The sequence below is a fragment of the Peribacillus sp. P4_D6 genome (assembly GCF_056401795.1).
This window is the reverse complement of sequence record NZ_JBFUIQ010000170.1, coordinates 1-6,491: the sequence shown is the minus strand read 5'-3', so window position 1 is coordinate 6,491 and position 6,491 is coordinate 1. Positions and strand designations below refer to the sequence as shown.

Annotated in this window: 7 protein-coding genes; all 7 read right to left on the bottom strand. The window is 43.1% G+C overall.

What is annotated here, in order from left to right:
• The coding region (gene priA / locus AC1DVB_RS24385; RefSeq protein WP_477591347.1) for a replication restart helicase PriA at window positions 1-1,820 on the bottom strand (1,820 nt) is incomplete at its 3' end.
• 6 nt (window positions 1,821-1,826) lie between these two features.
• Window positions 1,827-3,035 (bottom strand): bifunctional phosphopantothenoylcysteine decarboxylase/phosphopantothenate--cysteine ligase CoaBC, encoded by a 1,209-nt coding sequence (gene coaBC, locus AC1DVB_RS24380; RefSeq protein WP_095678857.1) that lies wholly within the window; start codon window positions 3,033-3,035, stop codon window positions 1,827-1,829.
• A gap of 226 nt (window positions 3,036-3,261) precedes the next feature.
• Window positions 3,262-3,465 (bottom strand): DNA-directed RNA polymerase subunit omega, encoded by a 204-nt coding sequence (gene rpoZ, locus AC1DVB_RS24375; RefSeq protein WP_034313807.1) that lies wholly within the window; start codon window positions 3,463-3,465, stop codon window positions 3,262-3,264.
• 3 nt (window positions 3,466-3,468) lie between these two features.
• Window positions 3,469-4,083 carry a guanylate kinase gene (gmk, locus tag AC1DVB_RS24370; RefSeq protein WP_034313809.1) on the bottom strand — a complete coding sequence of 205 codons (615 nt, stop codon included), beginning with the start codon at window positions 4,081-4,083 and terminating at the stop codon, window positions 3,469-3,471.
• 10 nt (window positions 4,084-4,093) lie between these two features.
• Window positions 4,094-4,357: an extracellular matrix/biofilm regulator RemA gene (gene remA, locus AC1DVB_RS24365; RefSeq protein WP_034313813.1), complete on the bottom strand. Its 264-nt coding sequence runs from the start codon at window positions 4,355-4,357 to the stop codon at window positions 4,094-4,096.
• Between the two features lie 53 nt (window positions 4,358-4,410).
• On the bottom strand, window positions 4,411-5,286 hold the full coding sequence (locus tag AC1DVB_RS24360; protein WP_057278429.1) for a YicC/YloC family endoribonuclease: 876 nt from the start codon (window positions 5,284-5,286) through the stop codon (window positions 4,411-4,413).
• A gap of 157 nt (window positions 5,287-5,443) precedes the next feature.
• On the bottom strand, window positions 5,444-6,491 hold a 1,048-nt coding region (locus tag AC1DVB_RS24355), incomplete at its 5' end, for a cation-translocating P-type ATPase (RefSeq protein WP_477591344.1).

Sequence of the window (6,491 nt, the reverse complement as noted above, 5' to 3'; positions counted from 1 at the left end):
ATATCCGCTTTTCCTTCACCAAAGGCATTCAGCAATCGCTCATGTGAACCCTTCTTACTCGTCGTGTCAACATCCATTCGTATGACCCTTGCTTCAGGCAGGATTTTTGCAAGCTCTTCTTCAACCTTTTGAGTTCCTGTACCAAAGAACCTTATATGTTCACTTTCACATTCAGGGCAAACGGAAGGCATTCCCTCTTCAAACCCACAATAATGGCATTTCATTATATCATTAAAGCGATGATATGTAAGTGAAATGTCACAATTAGGGCAGTTGATGACCAATCCGCAGCTTCGACACATCACAAAGGAAGAATGCCCCCTTTTATTTAGCATCAGGACAGTTTGCTCCCCCTTCTCAAGCCGGTCTTTCAGCTTGGTAAAGAGCAGCTCCGAAAACATGGAACGATTTCCCGTTCTTAGTTCTTCCCTCATATCTACAATATCCACTGCTGGCAAAGCATTTTTATTCATCCTCTGGCTAAGGGTCAATAATTTATAGACATTTTTCTTGGCTCGAGCAAAAGATTCAAGTGTAGGTGTGGCGCTGCCAAGAATAACCGGACAACCATATGATTTTGCTCTTTCAATGGCAACATCCCTAGCATGGTACCTTGGTGTTTCTTCTTGCTTATAACTGGATTCATGCTCTTCGTCAATGATGACCAGCCCCAGGCTTTCAAAAGGAGCAAACACGGCAGAACGCGCCCCGACCACCACTTTTACTTCTTTGCGGTGAATTTTCCGCCATTCATCATATTTTTCACCTACGGATAAACCGCTATGCATGACAGCTACCTGCTCCCCAAATCGTTCCTTAAACCTCTTCACCGTCTGTGGCGTCAAGGAGATTTCAGGTACAAGCATGATGGCTTCCTTCCCTTTTTCAATGACAGAGGCAATTGCCTGTAAATACACTTCCGTCTTCCCGCTGCCGGTTACACCATATAAAAGGAAGACATCATGTTCATCATGATGTATTTTCTCTTGGATCGGCTTCAATGCAGCGGCTTGTTCAGCTGTCAGTGTAAAGGGAATGGATTTTTTGAACACACGGTTTTCATAAGGATCACGGTATACTTCTTGATCCATTTCAGCCAAGGCCCCTTTTGAAACTAGGGATTTGACGGTACCGCTTGATGTGTTCATCAATTCAAGCAATTCCTTTAATGGGATGGGTTCTTGATGTTCAATAAAGTATTGAAGGAGTTCCTGTTGTTTTTTTGCATTGCTGGATATGGCTGATGCCATTTCTTTCAGTTCCATAGGGGAAAGCAAAGATTTAATGACTCGGACCGTCTTCTTGTTAAGTCGGTTTTTCACATTGTATTCGAGCTCAAGATTGCCATTTTGCATTTCCTTTTGGACCAGGGAGGCATTCTCTCCTTCAATCACGTCTTTCCAAGATAGTGAATCATTTTTTCCGAAAAGGTTTTGAATGGAGGGAGGGATCTGGTCCTTTTTATCTTCAACGACTTTAATGACTTTTTCATACTTTGCTTTCATCGCTGCCGGAAGCATGGCCTGTAGCGCTGAAATTTTAAAACACATCGCCTCCTTGGTCAACCAGTCACCGAGCTGAAGCAATTCATCATTGATGATGGGCTCCAAATCCATTGGTTCCTTTATAAAGCGTAATTTCGCAAAGTCGCTTTTAGCTTTTAAGCCTGTGACGAACCCCTGCACCATTCTTGGACCGAATGGGACGATGACTCTCATTCCGGGCTTGATGACTTGGTTCCACTTTTCAGGGATGCGATAGTCGAATTCTCGATCCGTTTGTTTAGCAGGTACATCCACGATGACGGATGCTATATCCATAAGACATCATTCCTTTTGCTTGCGAGATACTTCTGCCAGGATGCTTTTAGCTATATCCGCTTTACTCATTTTTGGAAGTTCGGTCGCACTTCCATCTTTATCGTAAATGGTCACGATGTTCGTATCCGTTCCAAATCCTGCCCCTGCAACGGTAACATTATTGGCAACGATCATATCTGCATTCTTTTTGACCAATTTTCCTCTTGCGTATTCTTCAACGTTGTTCGTTTCAGCCGCAAAGCCCACCAAAATCTGATGCGTTTTATTTTCACCGAGTTCCTTTAGAATATCCTTTGTCCGTTCAAATTCAATCACATTTTCCCCTGGCTGCTTTTTCATCTTTCGAGTATGATAGACCTTCGGTTTATAATCCGCCACTGCTGCCGTCATGATTACGACATCACTGGCAGCGAACTGATCGAATACCGCATCATACATATCTGCTGCTGATTCCACTGGTATTACTCTGGCCTTGGGAGGTGGCGTCAAGTTCACTGGGCCGGTAATCAATGTCACCTCAGCGCCCATTTCAATTGCCGCTTCGGCTAGGGCATAGCCCATTTTGCCGCTGGAATGGTTCGTCACAAAACGCACCGGATCAATCGCTTCACGTGTCGGTCCTGCCGTGATTAAATATTTCTTTCCTTTAAGAGGTTGTTGCTGTAATTTGCGTTCATTGAAATATCGATTAAGATGTTCTACGATTGTTTCAGGTTCCTCCAATCGCCCTTTCCCTACATATCCGCAGGCCAAATACCCTTCACCCGGTTCAATGAATTGATATCCAAACGACCGAAGTGTCTCCATATTTTTCTGAACCGCTGGATGTGCGTACATGTGCACGTTCATTGCCGGCGCAACCCAAACAGGTGCTTCCGTTGCCAATAGGGTGGTCGTGATCATATCATCCGCGATTCCATTGGCTACTTTGCCAATGACATTGGCTGTAGCTGGAGCCAACAGGATGATATCAGCCCAATCAGCCAAGTCGATGTGGGCAATGACTGAAGAATCCTTCTCATCAAAAGTATCTGTGTACACATCATTTCTCGAAAGTGCTTGAAAGGTGAGCGGCGTCACGAACTTACGTGCCGATTCACTCATGATCACTTTAACATGCGCACCTTCCTGAGTTAATTTACTTGTCAGGGCAGCAGCCTTATATACAGCAATCCCGCCGGTGACACAAAGAAGTACTTTTTTATCGATAAGCATGCAAATTTCCCCTAACTATACATTCTATTCTTTCTAATTATGACGGAAAACCGAAGAAATTTCATTTGAAATGCGCAATAACCTATGGATTCCCCCAAACGTTACTTTAAAAAAAATCAAAACAAACAGGCCTGACACCTTGGCCGCAGGAAGGAAGCACTTTCCAAATGTAACGCTCCTGTTTGCTTTAGGGTGTCAGGCCCGATAGGTCAAGCTCTGTGTTCTCTTAGTTTTCCTCGTAAGAATTATCGTAAGTCAATTTACCGGAATGAATTTCTTCAAGGGCACGACCTACCGATTTATGGGAAACCGGTTTTATAAGGCAATTATCTTTAATTTGCATTTCCCTGGCGCGTTTAGCTGCCACCGATACAAGTGAGTATTTAGAATCGATTTTAAGTAATAGAGAATCAATTGATGGATATAACATGATTTATTCCGCCTCCAACATTTTTTTATATAAAACTGCAACTCTTTCCCGACGGCAATGCTCGGCAATTACAATTGCATTAATTCTAGCACATGCTGCATCCACATGATCATTTTCAACAACATAATCGTACAGATCCATAAGTTCTATTTCTTCCTTGGCCACTTTCATCCGGCCTTTTATCGCTTCCTCCGTCTCGGTCCCGCGAGTAACGATGCGGCTTTCGAGTTCAGTCAAACTCGGAGGAGCAAGGAAAATGAAAAGTCCTTCAGGGAACTTCTCCCGGACCTGTTTAGCTCCTTGAACTTCTATTTCCAGAAATACATCTTTTCCGGAATCGATTGTTTCACGGACATAATCCACGGGTGTTCCATAATAATTACCGACGAACTCAGCATATTCCAGCAATTTGCCTTCTTCGATCAGTGCTTCGAATTCCTCGCGTTTTTTGAAGAAATAGTCCACTCCGTCCACTTCACCATGGCGAGGCAGCCTTGTCGTCATCGAAATTGAATATTCGAATGCCGTTCCTGGCTGAGAAAAAATCGCCTTCCTAACAGTTCCTTTACCAACACCGGATGGTCCGGACAAAACGATTAATAAACCTTTTTCTCTCATATTGTTTCAGTTACCCCTCTTCTACGCTGTCATCTCTATCTTGTAGCCGTGCAGCAACCGTTTCCGGTTGAACGGCAGATAAGATAACATGGTCGCTGTCTGTAATTATAACGGCCCTGGTTCTTCTGCCATATGTAGCATCTATTAAGGATCCGCGATCTCGGGCGTCTTGGATGATCCTTTTTATCGGAGCCGATTCAGGGCTCACGATGGATACGATCCGGTTCGCGGAAACGATATTCCCAAAACCAATATTAATGAGCTTAATTGACATTTTTGTCCCCCATTCATATCTATTGTCACCTTGTTAGGTTCATCATAAACCGACTACTCGATATTTTGAACCTGTTCCTTTAATTTTTCAAGCAAACTTTTCATTTCCACCACATCTTTCGTAATGGCCGAATCATTTGCCTTTGATCCAATCGTATTGACTTCCCTATTCATTTCCTGGACAAGGAAGTCAAGTTTCCTTCCAATTGGTTCACTATGGGTAAGGGTCCTTGAGAATTGCTGTAAATGACTATCGAGTCTGGTCAGTTCTTCATTTATATCACATTTATCAGCAAAAATGGCCGCTTCTGTCACAATACGGCTATCTTCAATCAAACCATCAGTCAACTCGGCCAGTTTGATTTCCAATCGGGCTTTATATTTTTCGACGACTGAAGGTGCATGCATTTTGACTCCTGCTACAATCTCACCAAACTTTTCAAGCTGGCGTTTCATGTCCGAGGCAAGTTCCTGACCTTCGAGATCCCGCATTTTTTTCAGATTTTCCAATGCCCCCGTGACGGCCTTCATTAAAAGGGATTCCAAATCGGCAGGAACCGCAGGTACTTCTTCCGTCATGAAAATCGATTCAAGTTGCAGCATATCCTGTAATGTAATTGAACTTTCCAGATTGTATTTTCCCTTGACTTCATCCATCAATCCCACATATTGATCAGCAAGATCCCAATCGATCTTCACCTTTTTGGAAACAAGGCTCTCACCTTCCACTGTAATGAAGATTTCCACCCGTCCCCTTCTTATGTATTGATTCGCCTTCTTTTTCACCTTTTCTTCCAAAACCAAAAGCTGGCGCGGCATTCGAATCGTATATTCACAAAAACGATGGTTAACGGTCTTGATTTCAGCAAAAACCCTGACCTGTTCGTTTTCCGCTTCTTCTCTTCCATAGCCCGTCATACTGGTAACCATGGTTCCACATCCTATCAAAACATAATGTAGTAATTTGGCCTTTTGACATTCATTATATATTAGCTAAAGTACGGAAACATTAGCTTACAAATAAAATACCATAAAAATAAAAAGGCAATAGAGCAAGACTCTACCACCTTAAAGATTATACCATATATCACTGTGCTTTTCTTGCTAAAAAGGTTCCAGCCAGTAAAAAAGTTGGTATGGATGCCATTCCTATTACTAATAGCCAATCCCTTCCCGAAATCGGTACCGTATGAAAGATGGTTTGTAAAGGCTGTACATACATGACGGCTACCATCAATAATAGGGAGGATAGTACCGCCCCCACTAGATAAAGGTTACCGAATGGATTTCTCGAGAAGATCGAACGTTCACTTCGGCAATCGAATACATGTATAAGCTGAGCCAAGACCAAGGTAGCGAAAGCAATCGTTTGTGCATAAGCAAGATTATCCGGATTTGCACGATATACAACATAAAATGCAATCAATGTGGAAACCCCTATCAGAAAACCGCGTGAGATGATCTTCCAGCCAAGCCCCCTTCCAAAAACACCTTCATTGGCATTTCTTGGATTTCTTTTCATTACATCTTCTTCTGCAGCATCCAGGCCCAATGCCATCGCGGGCAGTCCGTCGGTTACAAGGTTCACGAATAAGATCTGGATTGGTATCAATGGTAATGGCAAGGCACATAGCATCGCAAAAAACATGACCAAAATCTCCCCAACATTGGAGGCAAGCAGGTAACGGATGAACTTCCTGATGTTTTCGTAAATATTCCTGCCTTCTTTAATGGCCGATTTTATTGTGGCAAAGTTATCGTCAACCAATATTAAGGAAGAAGCTTCTTTAGCAACATCAGTCCCCGTGATGCCCATGGATATACCAATATCCGCTGATTTTATCGCAGGGGCATCATTGACACCATCCCCTGTCATTGCAACGACATGTCCTTTATTTTGCAAGGCTTTTACGATTTTTAACTTATGTTCCGGGGAAACTCGGGCAAATACCGAAACAGTTTCAACAACTTCCTCAAGTTCCCCGACTTCCATGTCCGCCAATTGCCGTCCTTCAAGTACACGGTCTTTTCCTTTTAAAATTCCAAGCTCTTTAGCAATTGCCTTTGCAGTTATCACATGGTCGCCTGTAATCATGACAGTTTTGATCCCGGCGTCCCTGCATTCCTTAACTGCC

What these genes read in the sequence shown, in the direction of transcription:
- coaBC (WP_095678857.1), bottom strand. Translation starts at nt 3,035, where the DNA reads ATGCTTATCGATAAAAAAGTACTTCTTTGTGTCACCGGCGGGATTGCT.
- rpoZ (WP_034313807.1), bottom strand. Translation starts at nt 3,465, where the DNA reads ATGTTATATCCATCAATTGATTCTCTATTACTTAAAATCGATTCTAAA.
- gmk (WP_034313809.1), bottom strand. Translation starts at nt 4,083, where the DNA reads ATGAGAGAAAAAGGTTTATTAATCGTTTTGTCCGGACCATCCGGTGTT.
- remA (WP_034313813.1), bottom strand. Translation starts at nt 4,357, where the DNA reads ATGTCAATTAAGCTCATTAATATTGGTTTTGGGAATATCGTTTCCGCG.
- AC1DVB_RS24360 (WP_057278429.1), bottom strand. Translation starts at nt 5,286, where the DNA reads ATGGTTACCAGTATGACGGGCTATGGAAGAGAAGAAGCGGAAAACGAA.